17 protein-coding genes are annotated in these 22473 nt (G+C 35.3%); 9 read left to right on the forward strand and 8 right to left on the reverse strand.

The window, feature by feature from the left end; all coding sequences use genetic code 11:
* The first annotated feature begins 4 nt into the window (after positions 1-4).
* Complete coding sequence (cls, locus tag J3U36_RS01195; RefSeq protein WP_065558777.1) at positions 5-1468, forward strand: cardiolipin synthase; 1464 nt, start codon at positions 5-7, stop codon at positions 1466-1468.
* Between the two features lie 41 nt (positions 1469-1509).
* On the opposite strand, the gene cpdA is transcribed toward cls, so the two are convergent.
* Both cpdA and nudF read right to left on the reverse strand, forming a co-directional pair.
* Positions 1510-2352: a 3',5'-cyclic-AMP phosphodiesterase gene (cpdA, locus tag J3U36_RS01200; RefSeq protein ID WP_267385828.1), complete on the reverse strand. Its 843-nt coding sequence runs from the start codon at positions 2350-2352 to the stop codon at positions 1510-1512.
* 161 nt (positions 2353-2513) lie between these two features.
* Positions 2514-3143: an ADP-ribose diphosphatase gene (nudF, locus tag J3U36_RS01205; RefSeq protein WP_267380806.1), complete on the reverse strand. Its 630-nt coding sequence runs from the start codon at positions 3141-3143 to the stop codon at positions 2514-2516.
* 138 nt (positions 3144-3281) lie between these two features.
* Between nudF and tolC the strand changes: the two genes are divergently transcribed.
* Entirely contained in the window at positions 3282-4631 is a 1350-nt protein-coding gene (gene tolC, locus J3U36_RS01210; RefSeq protein ID WP_267349733.1) for an outer membrane channel protein TolC, read from the forward strand.
* Between the two features lie 105 nt (positions 4632-4736).
* Here tolC and J3U36_RS01215 read toward each other — a convergent pair whose 3' ends face one another.
* Complete coding sequence (locus J3U36_RS01215) at positions 4737-5609, reverse strand: LysR family transcriptional regulator (RefSeq protein ID WP_267349735.1); 873 nt, start codon at positions 5607-5609, stop codon at positions 4737-4739.
* A gap of 470 nt (positions 5610-6079) precedes the next feature.
* Between J3U36_RS01215 and J3U36_RS01220 the strand changes: the two genes are divergently transcribed.
* A complete protein-coding gene (locus J3U36_RS01220; RefSeq protein ID WP_267349737.1) occupies positions 6080-6868 on the forward strand; it encodes an SDR family NAD(P)-dependent oxidoreductase in 789 nt (262 codons plus the stop codon).
* A gap of 86 nt (positions 6869-6954) precedes the next feature.
* Here J3U36_RS01220 and metG read toward each other — a convergent pair whose 3' ends face one another.
* Entirely contained in the window at positions 6955-8982 is a 2028-nt protein-coding gene (gene metG / locus J3U36_RS01225; RefSeq protein ID WP_267380807.1) for a methionine--tRNA ligase, read from the reverse strand.
* Positions 8983-9234: 252 nt separating this feature from the next.
* On the opposite strand from metG, the gene apbC reads away from it, so the two are divergent.
* On the forward strand, positions 9235-10302 hold the full coding sequence (gene apbC / locus J3U36_RS01230; RefSeq protein WP_267380808.1) for an iron-sulfur cluster carrier protein ApbC: 1068 nt from the start codon (positions 9235-9237) through the stop codon (positions 10300-10302).
* A gap of 101 nt (positions 10303-10403) precedes the next feature.
* Here apbC and J3U36_RS01235 read toward each other — a convergent pair whose 3' ends face one another.
* The gene (locus J3U36_RS01235) at positions 10404-11165 is read right to left on the reverse strand and encodes an acid phosphatase (protein WP_267380809.1); all 762 of its coding nucleotides are present in this window, start codon (positions 11163-11165) and stop codon (positions 10404-10406) included.
* A 298-nt stretch (positions 11166-11463) separates the two neighbouring features.
* Entirely contained in the window at positions 11464-11820 is a 357-nt protein-coding gene (locus J3U36_RS01240; protein WP_267359414.1) for a DMT family protein, read from the reverse strand.
* Positions 11821-12010: 190 nt separating this feature from the next.
* Between J3U36_RS01240 and J3U36_RS01245 the strand changes: the two genes are divergently transcribed.
* Entirely contained in the window at positions 12011-13177 is a 1167-nt protein-coding gene (locus J3U36_RS01245) for a sugar transporter (RefSeq protein ID WP_267349746.1), read from the forward strand.
* Between the two features lie 38 nt (positions 13178-13215).
* On the opposite strand, the gene J3U36_RS01250 is transcribed toward J3U36_RS01245, so the two are convergent.
* Positions 13216-15135: an ABC transporter ATP-binding protein gene (locus J3U36_RS01250; protein WP_267380810.1), complete on the reverse strand. Its 1920-nt coding sequence runs from the start codon at positions 15133-15135 to the stop codon at positions 13216-13218.
* Positions 15136-15330: 195 nt separating this feature from the next.
* Here J3U36_RS01250 and J3U36_RS01255 point away from each other — a divergent pair, with 195 nt between their 5' ends.
* The gene (locus J3U36_RS01255) at positions 15331-17499 is read left to right on the forward strand and encodes a hypothetical protein (protein ID WP_267380811.1); all 2169 of its coding nucleotides are present in this window, start codon (positions 15331-15333) and stop codon (positions 17497-17499) included.
* 49 nt (positions 17500-17548) lie between these two features.
* On the opposite strand, the gene glyA is transcribed toward J3U36_RS01255, so the two are convergent.
* Positions 17549-18805 carry a serine hydroxymethyltransferase gene (gene glyA / locus J3U36_RS01260; protein ID WP_267380812.1) on the reverse strand — a complete coding sequence of 419 codons (1257 nt, stop codon included), beginning with the start codon at positions 18803-18805 and terminating at the stop codon, positions 17549-17551.
* A 382-nt stretch (positions 18806-19187) separates the two neighbouring features.
* Here glyA and J3U36_RS01265 point away from each other — a divergent pair, with 382 nt between their 5' ends.
* The 3 genes from J3U36_RS01265 (at position 19188) to gutQ (ending at position 22435) form a co-directional block, all read left to right on the forward strand.
* Entirely contained in the window at positions 19188-20630 is a 1443-nt protein-coding gene (locus J3U36_RS01265; protein WP_267380813.1) for an LTA synthase family protein, read from the forward strand.
* A 7-nt stretch (positions 20631-20637) separates the two neighbouring features.
* The gene (locus tag J3U36_RS01270; RefSeq protein WP_267359403.1) at positions 20638-21261 is read left to right on the forward strand and encodes a LysE family translocator; all 624 of its coding nucleotides are present in this window, start codon (positions 20638-20640) and stop codon (positions 21259-21261) included.
* Positions 21262-21472: 211 nt separating this feature from the next.
* Positions 21473-22435 carry an arabinose-5-phosphate isomerase GutQ gene (gene gutQ / locus J3U36_RS01275; RefSeq protein WP_267349756.1) on the forward strand — a complete coding sequence of 321 codons (963 nt, stop codon included), beginning with the start codon at positions 21473-21475 and terminating at the stop codon, positions 22433-22435.
* Positions 22436-22473 lie beyond the last annotated feature (38 nt).

The following is a 22473-nucleotide window of genomic DNA, read 5'->3' on the forward strand; positions in this document are numbered from 1 at the left end:
CAATATGCAATTATACTCATTCCATACTCTAATTAGTTCGTTGATCTTTCTAACTTATTGGTTGCTTATTGTAGCAACCTCATTGCGTATTGTTTTCAAACGCAGACCGACAACCTACGTTATTGCATGGATGTTAATAATCTATATTTTACCAATTGTTGGAATCATACTCTACTTTGCCATAGGGGAAGCCCATTTAGGTCAACAACGTGTAAAACGTGCGCAACAAATGCGTCCTACAATTGCTAAATTTATTAATCGACTTGAAGATTTTCCTGATATTTTTACCCGTAATGTTAGTCAAGTCAGTAAACCGATTTTTCAACTTTGTAAGCACCAAACCGGCCTCGATGGTATTAATGGTAACCATATAGAGTTACTTAGCGAAACAGATGAGATATTCGATCGTTTAATCGATGATATCAATCATGCAACATCCAATATTGAAATGGTTTTTTATATCTGGAACGAAGGCGGTAGAGCGGATGATGTTGAGAATGCATTGATTGCCGCAACCAAACGAGGCGTAACCTGTCGTTTAATGGTTGATTCCGCAGGTAGTCGCCATTTTATCAGAACCAAAGCAAGTAAAAGAATGCGTGACGCAGGCATTACAATTATCGAAGCGTTAAAAGTAAATCTGTTACGTTTTATGTTCCGACGTCTTGACCTACGTCAACATCGCAAAGTTGCCATTATTGATAATTATATTTCTTATACTGGCAGTATGAATATCGTGGATCCTCGCTATTTTAAACAAAATAAACACATTGGCGAATGGGTAGATATCATGGTAAGAATGAATGGGCCCGTGACAACGTTAATGGGTGCAATTTATGCAAGTGATTGGGAGCTTGAAACGGGGAAATACTTAGCATTACCGCAAATTACTGAGTTTGCCGAACCGCCCGAAGAGAAAAAACACATAATGCAATTAATTGCTTCAGGGCCGGGTTATACTGAAAATATGATTCATCAAGTGCTGTTAACCGCAATATACTCAGCGCAAGAACAAATTATTTTTACTACCCCTTATTTAGTGCCTAGCGATGATATATTACACGCTGTTGTGACAGCTGCTCAGCGAGGTGTTGAAGTGATTATTATCGTTCCGAAAAAAAATGATTCACTTATGGTCAAATGGGCTAGTCGAGCATTTTTCTCTGAATTACTAGAAGGTGGTGTCAAACTTTATCAATTTAATGATAATTTATTACATACCAAAAGTGTGTTAATTGATAATCAACTTAGTTTAGTGGGTACCGTAAATTTAGACATGCGTAGTTTATGGCTCAATTTTGAAATCACTACAGTTATTGATGATGCTGAATTTGCTAAATCATTATCTCAGCTTTTACATAAATACTTATCTAACTCAGATATCGTAAATATCGATGAATGGAAAAAACGCCCAATTTGGCAACGTGTTATTGAACGACTTTTTTATTTTTTTGCACCGTTGCTATAAAAAATTAATTTTTTAAAACTAATGTTATAATCGGATCTAATTCAATAGCCATTTTGTGACATATCTGGTTGAAAACAATTGTCAGCAATACGATGAACCTTGGATTGAATTGTTCCATCTATTGAAAGCTTGATTTCTCGCCATCCTGGTGCTTCATAGGATAATTTAAAATCATAAGATTTTGGCATAAATTGTACGCAAGTGGAAGGTGTAGAAAACGCTTTGCAGCCGTGCCAAATATATTCCAGACTTTGATGAATATGTCCCCAAGCTACGCCTTTTATATTGGGTTGATGCTTAATAATTTCTTCTAGTTCATGTTTGTTTTTTAATATGTGTTGATCTAACCAGTGACAACCTGACTCAATAGCATGATGATGCAAAAACACAAAAGCATAACGATCATCATGACTTGTTAATGTGCATTGCAAAAATTCAAGTTCTGACTGGGGTAAAAAACCATAGGCTTGATCCACAACCTGACTATTAAGCAACACTAAAAGCCATTTATCCCCTAGAAGAACAATTTTATTTTCAGCGAGTTGATAGTCAGCAAAAATTTCATGCATATCATGATAATTGTCATGGTTGCCTGCTAACCAAACACAAGGTAAATTAAATTTCTGTATTTGCTCGGCAAAAAGACGATAAGCTTGTTTTGATCCATCTTGAACAAAATCACCTGTTGCCACTATTAAGTCAAACGGGCTTTTTCTATTTTCTATTTCTCTTATCACTGTTCGAAAACTAGCATTTGAATCAATACCTAATAATTTACTCTGGTCATTAGCAAAAAGATGTGTATCGGTAATATGTAAAATATTACTGTAATTTCTATTTATGATTGGAAGCGTTAAAAATGACCCCAAAATTGACCTCAACATTTTATCAAAATACACGATTAGAGATAATCAAATCCCCAAAATAAGGATAGTAAAGCTGGCTAGACTAAATATTTTTTATTATAAATTCAAGTAGATTTATAAAGTGTAAAATGGATCACATTTTTATGAAAGAAAAACTTAAATGTGATCATTGCCATTGATTATATCCATTCATCTTTTAATGATTTATAGTTGAGCTGTAACCATTGAAGCGCAATAATTGATGCCGCATTATTAATCACGCCTTCTTGAACCCACTGATAAGCTTGCTTGCGGCTAATTACATGCACTTTGATATCTTCGTTTTCTTCTGCCAATCCATGAATTCCCATAGCAGTTGAGGAATCTACTTCACCAACTAATATATGAAGTTTTTCCGTTAATCCCCCCGGTGATGCCAAATAACTTACAATCGGTTTACAACGTCCAATTGTTATACCTGCCTCTTCCATCGCTTCTCGCCTTGCAACCTCTTCATAAGATTCATTTTCATGATCCATCATGCCAGCAATAAGTTCTAATAACCACGGACTATCCTGAGTTTCGATAGCAGCAATACGAATCTGTTCTATCATGACTACGTTATCAAGTTTAACATCGTAAGCTAATAACACGACAGCATGTCCCCGCTCCATAATTTCTCGCGTTACGACATCGCTTTTGGTGCCGTCAAATTTACGGTATTGAAAACGGTATTCAATTAAAGAAAAAAAGCCTTTATACAAAACGCGTTTAGTCAAATTAAACACATCTTTCTTGTTAAACACAACAGGATCATTATTAATTTTCATAGAAACTCTCAATTTTAGTCTTAATTTTAATAAAAAGTGCGAATAGTTAACAAACTATGCTTACTATATCCTATTTATCTGTTAAAATTATGCAAATTAAAAATACTATTATATTTGAATGTTTTAAAGAGAAAATTGATGAAAAAAACTTTAACCTTTCTAATCGGCTTAGCGCTAAGCCACTCTGTATTTGCCGAAAATTTGGTTCAGGTTTATGAACAAGCTAAGGAAACGAATCCTGATTTAAGCAGTTCATTAGCTGAAAAAGAAAAGGCATATTCAGCAATTTCTGGATCACGAGCAAGCTTATTACCACAAATTGGTTTAAGTGCTTCTTATGGTGTAACTCATGGGCGTCGTGATACCAGTGGTGTAAAATCCAAAAGTGGGAACCTTTATCAAGTAAGCTTATCACAAAGTATTTTTAATTATTCTAATTGGAAAGCTTTAGATATCACTAAAAAGCAAGCTAGTATTGCTGATATAGCTTATCAATATCAAGGACAAACGCTTATATTAAATACCTCAGTTGCGTATTTTAATGTACTTAAAGCACTTGAGGCATTAAACTTTATCGATGCACAGAAAAAAGCAATTGGTCGTCAATTACAACAAACCAAACAACAACATCAAGTTGGTTTGGTAGCAATTACCGATGTGCAAAATGCGCAAGCAAATTATGACCTTACGCTTGCTCAACAAGTTAATGCATTGAACGATTTGAATAACGCTATCGAAAACTTACGTCAGGTCAGTGGTCGATTCTATTCAAATTTAGCAACCATTAATACCAAAATGTTTAAAACCGAAGCGCCAATTTCAATTAATTCGTTGTTAAAACAATCTGAAGTGTCTAATCTTAATTTATTAACAATGAAATTAAACCAAGAAATAGCTCGTGATCAAATCAAATTATCACAAGCAGGACACCTACCGACAGCAAGTTTAGATGCATCAACAAATCTAAATAAAACCGATAGATATGGGGATAATTTTGCAACTAATGGGGGCCATAGAGGAAAATCTTATTCGGGTAATAATTATGTTGGATTAAGTTTAAATTTACCTATCTTCTCAGGTGGCGCTACGCAATCTAAAGTTGAGCAAGCTCAACACAACTACGTTAGTTCGAGTGAAAAGCTTGAAAGTACTAATCGCAGTGTAATCAATCAAGTCCGTTCTTCTTATAACAATATTTCTTCGTCAATTAGTGCGATTAAAGCTTATCAACAAGCGGTTGTTTCAGCTGAAAGCTCATTAGAAGCGACGAATTCAGGTTATCAAGTAGGAACTCGAACTATTGTTGATGTATTGAATGCAACTACTCAACTTTATAGCTCTAAACGAAATTTATCAGATGCGAAATATAACTATCTAATAAATTTACTACAACTTAAATATGCTGTTGGTACATTAACCGCAGACGATTTAGTCTATCTAAATAATATGCTTGGCAATGAAGTCAGTACCTTAGCAACAATACAATAATCTTTAAGTATAACTGTTTGACTTTAGGCGATTTTATCGCCTTTTTTTATTGCCTTATAGCAGTTATCTTAAATCAAGTCTGATCATAACATCATTTGATGATTTTCATGACATCGTATCAACCACGAATTCAATAAACATTTTCATTATAGCTAGCGGTTGCCTGTCAGCAGTATAAAGCATATGGACTTCCCGAGCGGGAGGTAAATAATTTTGTAATATCGGTAATAATTTATCTTGTTTTATCGCCTCATTAAGCATCGGTTCGGGTAACATCGTTATCCCCAAACCTTCAATAGCGGCAATCGCTAATGCTGAAGTATCATTTGATTGTAATGAACCAGAAATAGAAAGATTGACGGCTTTGCCATTCATCGTAAATGGCCAAACATAATCATTTTTATTTCGATTCACATATTGATAAATTAGACACTGATGATTTTTTAAATCGTCAGGAACAGCTGGTACACCATTTTGCATCAAATAACTCGGCGAAGCGGCAAATATAAGTTGAAAAGGTTTAAGTTTGCGTCCGATCAGACCAGAATCATTTAATTGACCGATACGAAACACAATATCATAATCCTCTTTTACTATATCAACATAGCGATCACTTAGTTGAATATCAATGTTTAATTTAGGATAGCGTTTCATAAAACGGCTAATGACCGGAATTAAATTATAGTGTCCATAACTGACAGGTGCACTAATCCTTAATCGACCTTTTGGCTCTTCAATAAATTGTTGGGCTAATATCTTCGTCTCTTTTATTTCTGCAAGAATTAACAAACACCGTTGATAATACTGTTTGCCAAACACGGTAAGATGTTGCGAGCGTGTTGTTCGATTAAGTAATTTTAATCCTAAGTGTTTTTCTAAAAAAGCAATGTATTTAGTCACCATCTGCGGTGAAGTATTCAATGATACTGACGTAGACACAAACGATCCTGTTTTCACCGTCAATACAAATGCTTCCATACACTTTAATAGATCCAAATTATCAACTCCCAGTTGTTAATAAATCAATTTTTATAATATTTATTATCCCTTATTTTATAAAGATAATAAAACAAAATCATCTTGGGTGTGAAAACAGAAAATTTACTACGAGATAAACAGGTATTGTCAATTAAACTTCTATTGAAGATAACGTTATAGATTCAAAACTGAATAATACAACAAATTGAAGATCGCTTGTTATCCTAAATAATGACGTAAAAAGTAAACACCTTTATATTTTAATAATTTGCGCAAAGGGTATTTGGTTCTATCAAAACTAGCTTTATATCCTGAAGTTGGTGATTGGCGTGAACTTAACCAACATAAACTGTGTTTTATTCAAAATCAATTAGTTAAAGCATAGAAATCCAATAAACAGAAAATTACTCCATAGTCTATGGAAAAACCGACATAACAATTACTTTATTAAGAAATTAAAAGGAAAAAAAATGAACAATCATGTTAAAAAATACACTGCAATTACCGGCGCAAGTTCAGGCATTGGTTATGCCACTGCAATTGAATTTGCTAAACGAAATAAAAACCTTATATTGATAGCAAGAAGAGAATCACAACTAGAAACATTGAAACAAAAAATTGCCGAATTAAATCCAAATTTGGAAGTCATCATTAAAATTTGTGATTTGTCGCAAGCCAATAATGTTTTTTCACTCTTCAAACAATTAGATAGCTATTATATTGAAACATGGATAAATAATGCAGGTTTTGGGCATTACGGAAGTGTTAAAGATCAAGATTTAGATAAAATACAATCTATGCTACATTTAAATATCGAAGCCTTAACAATTCTATCAACGCTGTATGTGCATAAATATCACCATCAATCTGGTACACAAATAATTAATATCTCTTCACGAGGTGGATACACAATTGTACCCAATGCTGTCACTTATTGTGCGACTAAATTCTATGTTAATGCTTTTACTGAAGGTTTAGCGCAAGAATTAAGACAAGCAAAAGCGAAATTAACGGCTAAAGTCTTAGCCCCTGCGGCAACCCAAACTGAATTCGGTCAAAAAGCGAATAATGTCAATGAATATGACTATAATAAAAGTTTCAGCCAATATCACACAGCAGAGCAAATGGCTGGTTTTTTAATGGCGCTATATGATAGCGACAACATCATCGGAGAAATCAGCACAAAAGATTTTTCATTTACATTAAAAGATAGTATTTTACCTTATTCTGGCAATGCGGCTGAAAATCAAAAGTCTTAAAACTTTTACAACAAAACACGTTAAAAAAATTAAACATCTTAACAAGCGTTTTAACTTGTTAAGATGTAAAAAAAGAAAACAATTAATTACGAAATTCGCATACCTGGTTTTGCTCCACTATCAGGTGACAATAAGTAAACGCCTTCACTATCATCTTTACCACTTGCACAAAGTACCATGCCTTCAGAGATACCAAAACGCATTTTACGAGGCGCTAAGTTAGCGATCATAATCGTTAATCTGCCCACTAAAACTTGAGGATCAGGATAAAACTCTTTAATGCCTGAAAAGACATTACGAGTTTCGTCTCCTATATCAAGTGTAAGTTGCAATAATTTGTCTGATCCTTCAACAACACTTGCATTTTTAATTAATGCAACACGCATATCCACTTTTGCAAAATCATCAAAATTGATCGTGTCAGCAATCGGTTCAGCAACTTTTTCTTTAGCTGGCGTCGCTAATGCAGCTTGTTGTTTTGTTTCATCAATCATAGCAGTAATTTTATCCATATCTATACGGTTAAATAGGGCTTTAAATTTGTTAATATTGTGTCTGGTCAAAGGTTGATTAATCGAATCCCACGTTAATTGGCTATTTAAAAATGCTTCAGTGCGTTCTGCTAATGCTGGCACAATAGGTTTTAAATAGGTCATTAAAATACGGAATAGATGAATCCCCATTGAACAAATATCTTGTAATGCTTGATCTTGCCCTTCTTGTTTTGCTACAACCCACGGCGCTTTTTCATCTATATAACGATTTGCTTCGTCAGCCAGTGCCATAATTTCACGTATTGCTTTACCGGATTCACGTTGTTCAAAATAATCAGCAATTACTTTTGATTTTTCAATGAACAAAGCATAAAGTTCTGGCTCAGAAAGATTATCAGACAATTTACCGTCAAAACGTTTGCTGATAAAGCCTGCCGAACGGGAAGCAATATTAACAACTTTATTGACTAAATCACTATTAACACGTTGGACAAAATCTTCCAAATTTAAATCGATATCATCAATATGTGGCGACAATTTCGCTGCATAATAGTAACGCAAGCAGTCTGGATCTAAATGTTTTAAGTAAGTACTTGCCTGAATGAAAGTTCCACGTGATTTTGACATTTTTGCACCATCAACCGTGACATAGCCATGAACAAAAATATTGGAAGGTTTACGATGTTCACTACCGTCTAACATTGCTGGCCAAAATAGACTATGGAAGTAGACAATATCTTTACCGATAAAATGATAAAGTTCAGTCGTTGAGTTTTTATTCCAAAACTCATCAAATATCGCTTTATTATTTTTATTACAGTAGTTAAGGAAAGATCCCATATAACCTATTGGCGCATCTAACCAAACATAAAAATATTTACCGGGTGCATCCGGAATTTCAAAACCAAAATAAGGAGCATCACGACTAATATCCCAAGGTTGTAATCCTGCTTCAAACCACTCTTGCATTTTATTCGCAACTTGATCTTGCAATGTGCCCGATCGGATCCATGCCTGTAACATTTCTGAAAAAGCGGGCAAATCAAAAAAGAAATGCTCTGAGTCTTTCATTATTGGGGTTGCGCCAGAAATAACCGATTGAGGATTAATGAGATCAATTGGATTATAAGTTGCACCACAAACTTCACAGTTATCACCATATTGATCTGGGGCTTTACAACGTGGACACGTGCCTTTCACAAACCGATCAGGTAAAAACATCTGTTTTTCTGGGTCAAATAATTGTGATATTACTTTTGTTTTGATATAACCATTGGCTTTTAGCTTTTTATAAATCTGTTCAGATATCTCACGATTTTCTGGACTATGCGTTGAATGGTAATTGTCATAACTGATGTTAAATCCAGCAAAATCACGTTGATGCTCAGTTTTAACTTCTGCAATCATCTGTTCAGGCGTCATCCCTAGTTGTTGGGCTTTAAGCATGATTGGCGTACCATGCGCATCATCTGCACAAATAAAGTAAATCTCATTGCCACGCATTCGTTGATAGCGTACCCATACATCAGCCTGAATATGTTCTAGCATATGTCCTAAGTGAATTGAACCATTTGCATAAGGAAGTGCACAAGTCACTAATATTTTGCGTTTTGTTGTCATGTCAATTTAATACCTTTTATTACATAATGTCGGGAATAGTACATCAAACATGGGATTATCGCTAGATTTATGCCATAATTTAATAAAAATTCTTTCCAGATTCAGAAAAATCAGCAAACTAATGATTCACGATATTTTGGAAAGCATAAAATAATTTGGCTGTTCTCAATATTTTACTTAAATAAGCATGATAATTATACAAATCAGCATTAAAGCAGATAAAACCGTAGATAAAAATGAAGGCTAATCACCATGGAACCCAAAAAGATTCTTGAAAATTTTGCTCATCCTACTTTGCGAAAAAATTTAATCGAATTAGGTGCAGTTAAAAAGTGTGAAATGGAAAATCAAACTTTGCATATTCATTTAACGATGCCCTTTGCATGGCAAATCACTTTTGAAGAGCTGAAAAAAACCATTACACCTCAATTACTCGAACTTGACGGTCTAAAACAAGTGAATTGGCAAATTGATTTCAATATTGCCACCCTAAAACGAGCAAATCATCAACAAGCGATAAAAAACATTAAAAACATCATCGCCATTAGCTCTGGTAAAGGAGGAGTCGGTAAATCATCAACCGCGATTAACCTTGCGCTTGCACTGCAAAAACAAGGCGCTAAAGTTGGTATTTTAGACGCCGATATTTATGGCCCGTCTATACCTACCATGTTAGGAACCGAAAAACAACAGCCACTTACTCCCGACAATAAACATATGACACCAATTATGGCCTATGAATTAGCCAGTAACTCGATTGGCTATTTAGTCGATTCGGATGGAGCAATGGTATGGCGAGGACCAATGGCAAGCAAAGCATTATTGCAAATTTTGCAAGACACGCTTTGGCCTGAACTTGATTATTTAGTGATTGATATGCCACCAGGGACAGGAGATATTCAATTAACACTCGCGCAAAGTATTCCTGTTACTGCCGCGGTGATTGTTACCACGCCTCAAGACATTGCCTTAATTGACGCTAAAAAAGGCATCACAATGTTTAATAAGGTTAATATCCCGACGCTAGGTATTATCGAAAACATGAGCTACCATATCTGTGAAAATTGTGGGCACCACGAGGCAATTTTTGGTGAAGGTGGTGCGGCACAACTTGCCGAAAAATATCAAACTCAATTACTTGGGCAAATACCGCTGCATAAAATGTTGCGACAAGACCTTGATACCGGAACGCCAACAGTTATTAGTCATCCAGACAGTGAATTTACTGAAAATTATTGTCGAATTGCCGGGCAACTTGCCAGTGAATTATATTGGCAAGGTGAAGCGATTTTACCGGATATCTCATTTAAAGCGTTATGATTGTTAAGCTGGATATTGGTTGTTTAACGAAACAGCCAATATCAGCCTTAAATTGATAAACATTGGATTTACAATCGAATCATATTTTTCGATAATTCTTATTATTTTTTATTTTGTTGGTTGGTTTTTAAGCGGTTAAACTCCATTTTGGCTTTTGTTAGTTGTTGATTAAACTGGGCATTAGCATGCAGTTGTGCCACCACACTCGCCGCCATCACTCTAGCCGCATCAATATCACTTTGCCAATGGTATCCACAAATAACACGACTTTCACCCACTTCAAGACCTCGTTTTAAAATTTCATTTTGACGTTGTGGGTTGATTTCAGCTAACACCAGCGATATAGCAAAACCAATTGTTGTATGTCCTGAGGGATAAGATCCATTAGTAGACAGCGTTTTTTCGTCTTCTGGTCGGCAAGTGGGCTCATTGAAAAACGAAAATGGTCGGATACGATTGTAATAATTTTTCGCCGAACGAGTAGCCAGATCACCAGCATCTTCTTTCATTGTCGTAATCAATTTATAAATTTCGGGTGTTTTGATAGCAGATATATCAAAACCAAACGACGTTGAAAATTGCTGAGTGACATTTTCCTTGCTAGAGTCAGCATCAATATAAGCTTGTCTTCCTCGTTCGGTATGACGCATCGATTTACCCCAATCATACATGGCTTTATCTCTTAAAAATTCAACACTGGTAAATGAAGGAGGTGGTGGTAACAATTGTAAACTATCAGGAGCTTGATTTTCAGTAAGATAATAGTCATTAGGATGTGTTGTTACATCTTTTATTTCTACGGCGAATGCTTGAGCACATAATAAAGAATACAGCATAATACTTTTAACTAACATTTTTTGCATAGACGGCCCCCTTTTCTTTCTCGATATTGATATTCCTATATCGTTGGTATTTAAAACGATTAAATTGCCTTGTTACAATGTCCATACAATAAAGTTTTCTAAATCTTATTGTCTAATCACATTGATTTATTTGATATTAATCAATCTTAAATTGAATTATTGGATTAATAAATTACATCATTTACATTATGTGACAACTATCACATTTTCATACTGTCACTTTTTATCAATAGTGATATAAAAGATCGAATCACTCTTCAAGCCGTAATGATATTTAAAATAGAGGTATCATAACTGTTTATGATGCAAAAATTTTATCTCGAAACATAAAAAATACTGCACCAAGCAAACAGCAACCAGCCCAAATATAATCAGTTTTAAAAGGTTCTTTTAAGATATAAATTGAGAAGGGTATAAAGACAGACAAACTAATGACTTCTTGAATAATTTTTAATTGACCAGCGGTGGCAACTTGAAAGCCTATACGATTAGCAGGAACTTGCAATAAATACTCAAACAGCGCAATCCCCCAACTAATAAAAACGGCAACAATCCAGACTTGATTATGCAAAAAACGTAAATGGCCATACCAAGCAAACGTCATAAACATATTACTAAAAATTAATAGACATATCGTAATAAAAAGTTGATTCATGATTATCATCACTGTTAGTGGAAAGGTATGAGTATTATATACCTGTTACGAATGAAGGTACAAAATCGATAAAGAATGCCGATTAGTTGTCATCGAAGATGACACCATTATCTTTACTGACTGTTTAATAACGAACATTATTCATGTTATAATGACACTCAATCTATTTATCCCTTCTTCGAAAAACAACATGATAAACAATGCTAATAAACGGTCTCGAATTTGGTCGTCAATTTTATGTTTGGCATTTGCAGCATTTATTTTTAATACCACCGAATTTGTTCCGGTAGGATTATTACCCAACATCGCTAAAAGTTTTTCAATGGATGAAGCGCATGCAGGATTATTATTAACTATCTATGCTTGGTCTGTTTCATTATTATCGTTACCCTTAACGGTATTAACTTCAAAAATGGATCGCCGAAAACTTCTTGTTTTCTTATTCTGTTTATTCATTGGTAGCCATATCTTAGCGGGTTTTGCTTGGGACTTTTATAGTTTAATGGTAGCCAGAATTGGAATCGCTTGTGCACACGCTGTATTTTGGGCTATTACTACGCCTTTAGCTGTTCGACTTGCACCCAATGGCAAAAAAGCTAAAGCAATGGGTTTTATTGTTGTCGGTGTTTCAATGGCAACAATTTTAGGTATTCCAATTGGCACGATAATTGGACAAGTTGTTGGTTGGCGGATTACTTTTTTATGTATCGGTTTTATTGCTTTTTGTGTCATGGTTTCATTACTCTATTTATTACCGCCTGTGCCAAGCACAGACACCTTATCTATCCGTGATATTCCGAAAGTGCTTAAACGACCAGTATTACTTAATATCTATCTGTTAACAGCAATTATTATTACTGGTCATTTTTGTGCTTATACCTATATCACCCCTTTTATGATAAATGTCGGTGGTTTTAACGAAAAAGTGGTGGTTAGCATTCTATTAGCTATTGGTTTTTCAGGTATGATCGGCAGTGTTGTCTTTGCTAAATATTCTGATAGACATCCAACAGCAATTCTAATCATTCCGTTGTTATTATTAATGATTTGTTTACTTTCGCTTTATGTTTGCTCATTCAATTTAATCACTGCAATTATACAAGGAATGTTATGGGGACTTGCGATCACCATTATCGGCATGGTTATGCAAAGTAAAGTCATCGATGTTGCTCCAGATGCAGCTGATATTGCAACCTCCGTTTATTCAGGTATTTATAATATCGGCATTGGAGCAGGTGCGTTTGTGGGTAGCCAAGTGTTAGTTCGACTATCAACCGAGTATATCGGGTTTATTGGTGCAATATTTGTTATTCTTGCATTAGCACTCTTTTTAATATTAACAAAAAGAACATGGTAAATGCTAACAAGAGCTTGCCAAGCAAGCTCTTAACGCTATTATTGTTGACTTAACGACTCAAGCGCTTCCCAACGTGCAAAAACTGCTTCTAGTTCAGCTTCTTTATTGGCCAAATCAGTTAAAATCGGGCTTGTCACCTCGTGGGGTTGATTAAAAAAGTCACTGTGCCCTATTTGCGCTTGTAAATCAGCTATTGCTAATTCCAATTGCTCTATTTGGCTTGGTAATTGTGCTAATTCACGTTGTTCATGATAACTTAACTTTACTTTCTTTTTCGCTTCAGGCATTTTGGTTTCTGCTGTTACCGCTTTTTCATCGGATTTAACCGGTGCAGTATTTTTATTCACCGACACGGGTTTTGCTTGCTGCTGTTGCTGTAAAGCATCAGTATAACCGCCCGCATAAATACCGATATGACCTTGTTCTTCAAAAAACCAACATTGGGTAACCACATTATCAACAAATTGTCGGTCATGGCTAACCAATAAAACAGTGCCTTGATAATCATTAACTAGTTCTTCTAACAACTCTAAAGTTTCAATATCCAGATCATTGGTGGGTTCATCGAGAACTAATAAATTACTTGGTTTTAAAAATAGTTTAGCTAACAATAAACGATTTCGCTCACCGCCAGATAATGCACGAACAGGAGTTCTGGCGCGTTTTGGTGGAAACAAAAAGTCCTGCAAATAGCCAAGCACGTGACGAGATCGACCATTAACCATCACCTCTTGCTTACCTTCAGCCAAATTATCCATCACAGTCTTTTCAGGATCCAACTCAAGTCGATACTGATCAAAATAAGCGACTTCCAATTTGGTACCACAATGGACGCTACCCGATGTCGGCTGTAAGTTACCTAACATCAGCTTTAAAAGTGTTGTTTTACCTATACCATTAGGACCAATCAGCGCAATTTTATCGCCACGTAATACTTGTACCGTAAAATCTTTAACCAGTAATTTATCTGCGACTTGATAGCTCACATTATCCAATTCAAAAACAATTTTGCCCGAACGCAACGCTTCTTCAATTTGCATTTTTGCACTACCCATGACTTGGCGACGCTGTGAATGTTCTTGTCTCATCGCCTTTAAAGCGCGTACTCTACCTTCGTTACGTGTACGGCGAGCTTTGATACCTTGACGTATCCACACTTCTTCTTGAGCTAATTTTTTATCAAATTCTGCATTTTGCAACTCTTCGACACGTAGTGCTTCCTCTTTTCCAACAAGATAACTATCATAATCACCACCCCATGAAGCCACTTTACCTCTATCGAGATCAATAATACGCGTTGCCATTTGCCGAATAAAAGAACGATCATGTGAAATAAACACAATGCTACCATTAAAACTTTTTAAAAATTCCTCTAACCATTTTATCGTTTCGATATCTAAATGGTTAGTTGGCTCATCCAGTAACAATACTGTTGGCTGACACACTAATGCTTTAGCCAATGCGGCTTTACGCAACCAACCTCCTGATAAGGATGACAGTAGCGCATCACCATCCAAGGAAAGTGAAGAGATAACATTACGAATACGATTATCAAGTTGCCAACCATTTTGCTGATCTAATTGCTCTTGTAATTTAGCTAATTTAGACAGATTACTTTCACTGGGATCTTGTTCAATACGATGAGATAAATCATAATAATCCCTCAATAATTGAGCTTGTTCTTTTAAACCTTCTGCAACGAAATCGAACACATTTCCTTGAATATCTCTTGGGGGATCTTGTTGTAAACGTGACACAACAACATTATTCTCATAAATAATTTGACCTTCATCTAACGGTACTTCTTTATTTAATACTTTAAGTAACGTTGATTTACCTGCACCATTACGCCCAACAAGACAGACACGCTCATTAGCTTCAATCGACATATCAATATGGTCGAGTAATGGCGCATCACTAAAGGAAAGATAAGCATTTGTAAGATTGATTAATGACATAGTTATTTTTTATTTGGATATTAAGTAATATGGCGTTATTCTATCATAAAGTTGTGGTCAGCAACTAAACTCAATTCTTCAAAATTTTTTAAAATTTCACAAGCTTAAAATCACTGTTCTCTTTCATTAAACGACTAATACTGTTATATTTATTTACATAAAGGAAATAAAATAAATTTCAGTATGGAGGTTATCATGAGTCATATGTGGACATTTCAGCGTGTAGGTGGATTAGATCAAGTTGTTTTTAAAAACGCCGACGATATTATTAATCTACCCAATCTTGACCCTAAATTATGGGTCGCACTCAGTTGCCCGACGACAGGGCTAGATTTTGACAAACGAACATTGGCACTTTTGGATGAAGATCAAGACGGTCGCATTCGCATTCCCGATATATTAGATGCTATCGCTTGGACAAGAGGTAAAATTCACTCTTTTGAAACGATCTTACATTCATCAGATATTTTACCTTTGTCACAAATTAATACAGAAACAGAACAAGGTAAAAAATTATTCATCACCGCTCGCAGCATTCTTGTCAATTTAAACAAAAGTGATTGTGATTATTTAACTCAAGATGATGTACAACAATCTATTAAAATTAATGCAGGCAAACTTTACAATGGTGATTTAATTTTTCCTGCATCCGCCGAGCTATCACCAGAAATGCAAACTTTTATCAAATCAGCAATAAAAATTGTTGGGGCTGAAAAAGATATGAGTGGAGAAAATGGAATTAACATAGATATTGCCAAAACATTTGTTCAAAACTTACAAATATGGCAACAATGGCAAAAGGATATAAGTAATACACAAACACCATTTGGCGAAAATAGTGCTGAAATATGGAACCTTGTTCAAACGCTAAAACCCAAAATAGATGACTATTTTTTACGTGTGGAACTTGCACAATATGCACCACAAGCACAAACAGCATTGAACGTTGATGAGAAGTATATTGTCCCAACAGAAAATGGGTTATTATCAGACGAAGCGCTAGCCGAATTACCGTTATCAAAAATCGATACCCATAACTCTCTCGATTTGGTCAATGGGCTCAATCCATTATGGAAAGCAAAAATTACACAATTTAAAACACTCGTTTCGCCGTTATTAGCCAATTCTAATGTACTAACAGAAGAAGAATGGCAAAATATTCAAACCAGTCTGGATCCTTACGCCTCGCTGATTAATTCAAAACCTAGTATGGTTCAAACCAAAGTTTCAGTTCAACCAACCGATAGCATTGAAGATTTATCAAACAAAACGATTAAAAACATGGCAAATAGTGATTTATTGGCTCAATTTCAAGAAATGGTTGATCAAGACAATAAGACACCAATTTCAGCCTCAGATGTATTAGTTTTAGAAAAACTCGTTCTATTTCACAAACATTTGTATCGACTACTCGTCAATTTTACCTCTTTTTCTGATTTCTTTTCACTTGAAAAAAGAGCGGCATTTCAACTTGGAAAACTCTATATTGATGGTCGCTGTGCAACGCTATGTGTTTCGGTAGATAATATTGCCAAACACATTACTATGTCTAACTACTCGGAACTGTGTTTACTTTACTGTGAATGTACCAGACAAGGTGAAAAAAAGGTGATTGCAGCGGCTATTACTGCAGGGCAAGGTGATTTACTTATCGAAGGTCGTAACGGTGTATTTATTGACAATGAAGGTAATGATTGGGATGCTAATGTAGTTAAGATTATTACAAAACCAATCAGTATCCAACAAGCTGTTTGGGCTCCTTATCAACGTATTGGTCGCCTAATTACTGAACAAATTAATAAATGGGCAACCAGCAAAGATGCCGATATCGAAAAAACCGGTACGCAAGTCTTACAAAATCCAGATACCAAATTTGATATTGGTAAAAGCGTGGGTATATTTGCCGCAATTGGCTTAGCACTTGGTGCAATTGGTACTGCTTTAGCGACCATTTTCCAAGCACTATTTTCATTAAGCTGGTGGCAACTTCCTTTGGTTATTATTGGATTATTTGTCATTATATCGGGGCCTTCTGTGATTTTAGCTTGGTTAAAATTAAGACACCGTACACTTGGACCACTTCTTGAAGCATCCGGTTGGGCAATTAATGGGCAAGTGAAAATAAACTTATTATTAGGTGGATTACTCACTAGTAAAGCAGAATTACCGAAAAATGCAAAACGTAATTTACGTGACCCAATGAGAAAACGTCGTAATAAATTTGCTATTGTATTTTGGATAGCTTTAGTATTAGGTATTGGTATAACAGGTGGGTGGTTATGGCATAAAGGTCATATAACACACTTTATAGAACAACAAAAGCAAGAACTTATACAAAAAACCACAGACACAGAAAAACAATAAAAACAAATCTATCATTATCGCCGATAGTGTCGGCGATAATGATGGTATCTTAATGTTGATAAACAGGGAATTGCCGACATATCGCTAATACTTTTTCTTTTACGGCTTGGATCGTTTGTTCATCATCAATATTATCTAATACATCGCAAATCCAATTAGCCAATTCACGAGACTCCGACTCTTTAAATCCTCGCCTTGTAATCGCAGGTGAACCAATACGAATACCAGATGTGACAAAAGGACTTTGCGGATCTTTTGGCACACTATTTTTATTCACGGTGATATTTGCACTTCCTAATGCTGCGTCAGCTTCTTTACCTGTAATTTTTTTATCGACTAAATCAATCAAAAATAGATGATTGTGTGTTTCACCAGAAACGACTTTATAGCCCCGTTTTAAAATCACATCAACCATTGCTTGTGCATTTTTAACGACTTGTTGTTGGTATTGTTGATAAGCTGGTTCCATTGCTTCTTTCAATGCCACCGCTTTTGCTGCAATGACATGCATTAAAGGCCCACCTTGCGCACCAGGAAATACCGATGAATTTAATTTTTTATAAAGATCTTCACTACCACCTTTTGCCAAAATTAATCCGCCTCTTGGTCCACCAAGGGTTTTATGGGTTGTTGTGGTAACCACATGCGCATAAGGAACAGGATTTGGATAAACACTTGCTGCCACTAAACCTGCAACATGCGCCATATCCACAAATAAATAAGCACCCACACTATCAGCAATTTCACGCATACGCTTCCAGTCAACAATACCAGAATAAGCAGAAAAACCGCCAATAATCATTTTAGGTTTTGACTCATTAGCAATGGTCGCTAACTGTTCATAATCAATACGACCTGCCTCATCAACACCATAGGCAACAACATGATAAAGCTTGCCTGAAAAACTAACCGGTGCACCATGGGTTAAATGACCACCTTCAGATAAATTCATACCCAGTACTGTATCGCCAGGATTTAATAACGCGGTATAAACAGCAAAGTTAGCTTGCGAACCTGAATGGGGTTGTACATTGGCATAATCAGCACCAAATAACGTTTTTGCTCGTTCAATAGCCAATTTTTCAACAATATCGACATATTCACAACCACCGTAGTAACGTTTACCTGGATACCCTTCTGCATATTTATTGGTTAACTGGGAACCTTGTGCTTGCATTACTCTTGGGCTGGCATAATTCTCGGATGCAATTAATTCAAGATGATCTTCTTGACGTTGTTCTTCACCCTTAATGGCATCCCACAACTCCTTGTCATAATCGGCAATAGTCATTTCTTTACTAAACATTTTGACTCCTTATTTTCAATTACATTGGCTTTTAGGCTGTTGGTTAACTTTACGCTTAAAAATCACGATGAATTATCCTTACCTATCCAACATTTTATTTCAATCTTTTTTATGAGTTATAAATAATATTTATAGAAATAAGATTATAAAAATCTTGATAGGCTAAATATCCGATTAATTCACCAAACGGTTATAATTTAACCTTAACAAAAAAATGTGATTTTTTAATTTATTTGTTGATAAATAACAGATTAATTACACTCAAAATTGTCAGTTAACAGCATTCTATCTAGCTATTGAGATAAAAATACTCGCTGCTTTTTATTTTTCATAATATTAAGTATATACTTATGCAAAAGTTAATCATTGAGTATTTTGTTCTATGCCACTTTCGACATTAATTGTTTTACCTCTTTTAATTATTACCGTTGTGATTGCCTCATTTTTTAAACGAAAAAAGTGGCAACTACTGGTGATCAGTTTGTTGACAGTTTTTGTAGTCATGGAGTTAACCTCAATCTATTTTAGTGGCGGCTTTATAGACTACCAGTTTTACGTCAATTTAAATATCAATGACATTATACAAGGGTTATTCATTTTTAAATTACAAGCACTCTTGGTGATTGTTGTCTTTTTGGGTTTTGTATTTTTACTGTTTAAGTTAGCGAGTTTATTTAAGCGAAAATGTCATCCATTACTTCGTTTGGTATTGGCTATGATTGCCATTATTAGCATCAGTTATCACAATGGACCGTTAAGCCGTTTATACGAAATTTATCAAGTGACAAACGCACCTCGTGAATCATTCGAACAAGCACTACAAACGCTCAATATGACAGATTACACTAATAAAAATCAGTTAATTAGTCATAAAGGAAAAAATATTGTCGTCATTTCGTTAGAATCGTTTGAGCAAGGTTTTTTAGATTTTGCGGATATCACACCGCATTTAAGACAATTACGTCAAACATACACTTTCTTCCCGAATATGCCAATGAGTGTTGGTAGTAGCTGGACAACTGCATCAATGTATACTTACATGACAGGCGTGCCTTTTTTAATTGGTGGGTACTCAACTTCGCCATTGATGAAAAGCAATCAAACCCAATTAATCAGTTTAGGGGATGTATTGAAACAGGCAGGCTACCAAACACGCTATGTTATGGCTGGCCCTGATTTTGCAGGTATTGGACATACCGCTGAATTACTTGGTTTGAAAGTGATTTCTGAAAAAAACTATATAGGTCAGTATCCCAATGCACCTTTTGGATTATATGACAAAGATATTTTTGATATCGCCAAAAAACAAATTAATGATATGAATGAAGCAAATCAACCTTTTGCGCTATTCATTTCAACTGTTTCAACCCATGCCCCTAACGGATTTTATGATGAACGAATGACATCGGTTATCACACCTAAAGAAGATAATATGTCATTTGTTGCTGCCTCACTGGATTATAACGTTGGACAATTTATCCAATATTTAGAGCATAATGGATTGCTCGAAGATACGGTCTTTTATATTTTTCCGGATCACTTAATGATGGGTTCGGGTACCCCTACTATTCATCGCCTATCTGAAAAAGAGCGTCAACTTTATTTATTAACCAATGCTAAACCTGAAAATTTACATAAATCACCCGATCAAACAATCTATCAAATTGATTTACCAAGATTGATTTTAAATGGTGCTCAAATTAAAAGTAATGCTAAATTTTTAACTGATTATTTAACCCAAACCGACATGGATAAAAAACAGTTTATTGAACAAAATAAATCTAAAATCGCAACGTTAAATCACTCAGCTGAATACGTTAAATAGGTCAAACATGACACTTGATACCATGATCATAGTCACTACCGTCAGTTTTTTGGGAATGATTTCGCCCGGACCTGATTTTTTTCTAGTGCTAAAAAATAGTTTAAGTTATAACCGAAAAATAGCACTACTCACGTGTTTGGGTGTCATTATCGCCATATTAATTCATATGAGTTATTGTGTTGCGGGAATCGCAGTGCTGATTACCGCAACACCCTTACTTTATAATGCATTACGTTATGTTGGTGCTGTATACCTAATCTGGATAGGCATAAAAGCACTACTTGCCAAAAATAGCGGTACTCGTTATCTAAATTGTGAATCACATGGTAGGATGATCTCATCTGGCACAGCGTTTATTCAAGGCTTTTTATGTAATTTACTTAATCCTAAAGCTACTTTGTTTTTTCTCGCTATATTTACTCAGGTACTTAGTGCTAATTCAACGCTCATTGACAAATTATTAGTGGCACTGATAATTTGGGTAGAAGCGATTTTTTGGTGGCCATTTGTTGTCTTTATTTTTCAAACCCGATCGGTACAACGATGTTACGGTAAAATTCAGTTCATCATTGATAAAATTCTGGGTATCATTATAATCGCACTGGGAATAAAAGTAGCTTTAGGTGGTTAATGCCTCGTTATTTTCCAAATTCTAATACTTAATCGATCATAAATTTATAAGAAACATGATTGACGTAAAAATTAACTCGCTTTCTTTTTGAATATTTCTCTGTTACTTGCTACACTGTTAGCTATCTAATATATATTATTATTTTCAATTTTACTTATTGAAGATCATAAATAGCACAAATACCTTCTAAAAACTCCATAGGTTAATTGAAATGGATAAATTATTAAAATATGGTCGTGAACTTCTTGAATTGGAAATTCATGAAGCTCAAAAGTTACCTAATCGCCTAGGTGAAGACTTTATTACAGCTTGCCAGCTTATTTTAACTGCAAAAGGAAAAATTGTCGTATCGGGTATTGGAAAATCGGGACATATCGGAAAAAAAATTTCTGCTTCTTTAGCCAGTACTGGTAGCCCTTCTTTTTTTATGCATCCCTCCGAAGCGCTACATGGCGATTTAGGAATGGTAAGCGAAAATGATGTAGCAATACTAATTTCTTATTCGGGACGAGCAAAAGAGTTTAATTTTATACTCCCTATACTTGCTTCGATGAAAGTACCGGTGATTGCCATAACTGGCGGTTTAGACTCACCCTTAGCTAAAGCGGCTCAAGCCGTAATTGATATATCGATCGAAAAAGAAGCGTGTCCTATGGGGCTAGCACCTACTTCGAGTTCGACAAATACATTATTAATGGGTGATGCGCTGGTCATAGCCGTCATGCGAGCCCGAGGTTTTAATGAAGAAGATTTTGCTCGTTCACATCCGGCAGGCAGTTTGGGTGCGAAATTACTTAATCAAGTAAAAGATGTCATGAGAACGGGAGATTTAATTCCAAAAGTTCCCCATACTGCAACAGTACTTGAAGCTATGCTTGAACTCAGCCGTACAGGTGTGGGATTAGTTGCAATATGTCAGGATAATAATAAAATTATTGGCGTATTTACTGACGGGGATTTGCGTCGATTATTATTAAAAAATGGCACATTACAAGACAGTATTGAAGCTGTGATGACAAGTCCTGGTTATAGAATACCCGCAAGTTGGAAAGCAACAGAAGCTTTAAAATCATTTAATTATCACAATATTACTGCTGCACCAGTTGTGAATAACGAAGGTGAATTAGTCGGTGCATTAAATATTCACGATTTGCATCAAGCAGGAATTAGCTAAAACTATTAATAAATACCTATTGCAAAAAGGGGCTTTCT

This window comes from Gilliamella sp. B3817, assembly GCF_026536705.1.
In the GTDB taxonomy this organism is placed as follows: domain Bacteria; phylum Pseudomonadota; class Gammaproteobacteria; order Enterobacterales; family Orbaceae; genus Gilliamella; species Gilliamella apicola_I.